Source organism: Streptomyces calidiresistens (genome assembly GCF_014141525.1).
In the GTDB taxonomy this organism is placed as follows: domain Bacteria; phylum Actinomycetota; class Actinomycetes; order Streptomycetales; family Streptomycetaceae; genus Streptomyces; species Streptomyces calidiresistens.
Window position 1 is genome coordinate 1 of sequence record NZ_VKHS01000635.1, and the last position, 3,285, is coordinate 3,285.

Annotated in this window: 6 protein-coding genes; 5 read left to right on the plus strand and 1 reads right to left on the minus strand. The window is 71.6% G+C overall.

The genetic code is table 11. The features are described from left to right. On the minus strand, positions 1-250 hold a 250-nt coding region (locus tag FOE67_RS20730), incomplete at its 3' end, for a hypothetical protein (protein ID WP_182666349.1). A 55-nt stretch (positions 251-305) separates the two neighbouring features. On the opposite strand from FOE67_RS20730, the gene FOE67_RS20735 reads away from it, so the two are divergent. From FOE67_RS20735 to FOE67_RS20755, 5 genes are read left to right on the plus strand one after another with little or no spacing between them, the layout of a single operon-like run. Further along, complete coding sequence (locus FOE67_RS20735; RefSeq protein WP_323385174.1) at positions 306-743, plus strand: RyR domain-containing protein; 438 nt, start codon at positions 306-308, stop codon at positions 741-743. Positions 744-746: 3 nt separating this feature from the next. Continuing rightward, on the plus strand, positions 747-1,877 hold the full coding sequence (locus tag FOE67_RS30485) for a LysM peptidoglycan-binding domain-containing protein (RefSeq protein WP_182666350.1): 1,131 nt from the start codon (positions 747-749) through the stop codon (positions 1,875-1,877). After that, positions 1,874-2,497, plus strand: a complete 624-nt coding sequence (locus FOE67_RS20745) for a 3'-5' exoribonuclease domain-containing protein (protein ID WP_182666351.1) — start codon at positions 1,874-1,876, stop codon at positions 2,495-2,497. The genes FOE67_RS30485 and FOE67_RS20745 overlap by 4 nt, the downstream gene beginning before the upstream one ends. After that, positions 2,494-2,880, plus strand: coding sequence for a hypothetical protein (locus FOE67_RS20750; protein WP_323385176.1), 387 nt, complete (start codon positions 2,494-2,496; stop codon positions 2,878-2,880). The genes FOE67_RS20745 and FOE67_RS20750 overlap by 4 nt, the downstream gene beginning before the upstream one ends. Continuing rightward, positions 2,880-3,260: a hypothetical protein gene (locus tag FOE67_RS20755; protein ID WP_182666352.1), complete on the plus strand. Its 381-nt coding sequence runs from the start codon at positions 2,880-2,882 to the stop codon at positions 3,258-3,260. The genes FOE67_RS20750 and FOE67_RS20755 overlap by 1 nt, the downstream gene beginning before the upstream one ends. Positions 3,261-3,285 lie beyond the last annotated feature (25 nt).

Below are 3,285 nucleotides of genomic sequence, written 5' to 3' on the forward strand. Positions count from 1 at the left end.
TGGTGATGGTGTTGAGGAGGGGGGTGTGGTCGGCGGCGGCCAGGAGGGCGTCGGCGAGGAGGGCGGTGCGGCGGGCGGCGTCTTCGGCGGTGTTGGTGGCGCGGTCGGCGTGGGTGGTGGCGGCCAGGAGCGCGGCGAGGATCGCGGCGAGGAGCGTTTCCTCCAGGGCCCCGAGTTCGTCGGGGGCCGGGGCCGGTTCGTTGCTCTCTTCGCCTTCTTGATGTTCGTTCGCGTGGGTTTCTGTTGCCATCGTGTGCCACTCTGTAGAAATCCGTTGGATTCCATCATGCCCGGAGGTGTGGTCGGTGCCCCCAGAAGCGTCTGAACTGCCGGATTTCCACGGTGAAGACGAGGTGGTGTTGTCGCCGGAGGCGGTGGCGCGGGTGTGCCACGAGACGAACCGGGCGTGGCAGGAGGTGACCGGGGAGGCGCCGTCCCTGCCGTGGGAGCAGGCGCCGGCGTGGCAGCGGGAGTCATCGCTTGATGGAGTGCGGCACGCCCTGGCGGGAGTGGGGCCGGAGGAGCTGCACGAGGCGTGGTGCCGGCACCGCCTGGCGGACGGCTGGCGGTGGGGGCCGACGAAGGATCCGGAGCTGAAAACGCATCCGTGTCTGGTGCCGTACGGGGAGCTGCCGGCGGTGCAGCGGGTGAAGGACGACCTGTTCCTGACGGTGGTCCGGGTCTTGGGCCCATTGGTTTCGGGGGGCCGGCGTGGTGCCGGCCCCGATGTTGGAGGTGCGTGAGCGGTGATCGATCTCATAACGCGGGCGCAGTGGGGCGCCCGGCCTTTCCGGACGCCGAACGGGGCGACGCGGTACGGGCGGGCGCGGGCCGGGGTGAAGGTGCACTACCTCGGCACCGCCTACTCGGATCGTGCGCACTCCCAGTGCGCGGCCTACGTGCGGGCCATCCAGGCCCAGCACATGGACGGCAACGGCTGGTCGGACATCGCCTACTCCTTCGTGGTCTGCACCCACGGCTCGGTGTACGAGGGGCGTGGTCTGGAGCGTCGGAACGCGGCGAACGGCAACACCTCGCTCAACGACGCCCATTACGCGGTGTGTGCGCTCCTCGGGGCTTCCGGCCTGACCGAACCGCCGGACGCGATGCTGCACGGGATGCGGGATGCGATAGAGCACTGCCGGGCGAACGGTCCGTGCGGTGACGAGGTCGCCCGGCACGCCGACGATTTCGCGACCGCCTGCCCGGGGCCGGCGTTGACGGCGTGGGTGCGGGCGGGGGCGCGGCGGCCGACGGTGGCGGTGCCTCCGGTGGGTGCGCGGCAGCACGTGATGGCGCGGGGGGAGACGCTGTGGGAGGTCGCGCAGCGGTTCGGGAGCACGGTGGCGGCCATCGCCGCGGCGTCGGGGATCGTGAACCCGGACGTGGTGAGGGTGGGGGACGTCGTCATCATCCCCGGGTCCTCGCAGGCTGTTCCGCCGGTGTCGGGTCGGTACACGGTGCGGTCGGGGGACAGCCTGTCGGGGATCGCCGCAGGCATTCCGGGGGTGTCGTGGCAGCAGCTCGCGCAGGCGAACCGGATCTCCTCCCCCTACGTGATTCGGCCGGGTCAGGTCCTCACCATCCCGGCCGCCTCCCCGCCGGCGCCGTACACGCCGCCGCCGTTCCCCAGGGGGCTGCGGCCGAACTCCTCGACTCCGTCGGCGGTGGGGTGGCAGAGGTGCTTGAAGCGCCTCAGCTTCATGCCGGGGAGCGTGCAGGAGCACCCGAACTACGGACCGGCCACGCAGGAGGCGACGGCGCGGTTCCACAACGCGCACCCGCAGTTCCGCAGCGTTGGGGTCACCCGGGATGTGGCGGTCGGCTCGCAGGGCTGGGCGCACGCGCACCGTCTGGCCTACGGAGGTGGCCGGTGACGGCGATCTATTACGACTGGGAGTTCCTCGAGGACGGACGCCGGATTCTGCCGATCAGCATCGGCATGGTCGCGGATGACGGCCGTGAGTATTACGCGGTGTCCCGGGGCCTGACGCGGGGTGTGGCGGGGTGGTGGGCGCGGCGACGGATCCGGCGGCACTCGTGGCTGATGGAGCACGTCATTCCACACCTGCCGCAGGGTTCTGGTGATCGGCGGAATCACGTGCCGGGCCGGTGGTTGTTCGACTACGCCGACGCCCGCGTGAAGTCCCGGGCGCGGATCGCGGAGGAGGTGCGGGACTTCATCGTCGGGTGCGGGCCGGATGTGGAGCTGTGGGCGAACTACGGCGCCTATGACCATGTCGCCCTCGCGCAGCTCTGGGGGCCGATGGTCGCGCTCCCCGATGGGGTGCCGATGTACACACACGACATCCAGCAGGAGGCCCGGCGCCTGGGCATCCGGTGGGACGAACTCCCGAAGCAGCAGGGCGGCGAGCACAACGCGTTGGCGGATGCCCGACACAACCGCGCGGTGCGGCGGTGGCTGGCCGAGCGGGCGCAGCAGCAGGAGCAGGGTGTGCGGCGGGTGCCGTGCGCGGACGAGAGGAGCAGGTCGTGAAGAAGGTGAGCACGGTGGTGTTCGGGCGGGAGCCGGCGTTGTGGTTGGGGGTGCTGTCGGCTGGGCTGTCCGTGGCGGTGACCCTCGGGGTCGGGTTGACCACGGTGCAGGCGGGGGCGATCGTCGCCGCGGTGTCGGCGGTGGGCGGGGCGGTGACGGCGGCGGTGACGCGGCCGGTCGCGCCGGCGGCGTTCACCGGTGCGATCGGTGCGTTGGTGGCGCTGGTGGCGGCGTTCGGGTTGGAGGTGTCGCCGGAGCTGGTCGCCGCGATGTCCGGGATGACGGTGGCGGTGCTGGCGTTGCTCACCCGGGGTCAGGTCTCCCCCGCTCCCGCCGTGGCCGGTGAGGAGCAGGGGGCACCGTCCGGGCCGCGAGCGGTGTAGTGCTGGAGGATGCCGGGCTGCCGGTGCAGCTGCTGGGGATGGGGAGCGGGTGGGCGCTTCTCGCCCTGGCGGTGTACTTCATCGTCACGGGGCGACTGGTTCCGCAGTCGGTTTTGCAGCAGATTCTCGGGCGGCACGAGGCGGCGCTGGAGGCGCAAGTTGAGGCGGCCCGGCACTGGCGGCAGGCGTATGAGGCGGCGGAGTCCGGGCGTGCGCGGCTGGAGGCTCAGAACGGGGAGCTGCTGGAGTCCGCCCGGACGACGACGCAGGTCCTCACTTCTTTGCCGGGTGCGCGGGGGGAGGTGAGGGGGGATGTGGGAGCGGATTCGGTGTTGGGTGACGGCGATACTGCTGCGTCGTCACCGTCACCACCTGCCTGACCCCGGAGCGGGAGCGGTGGGGTGC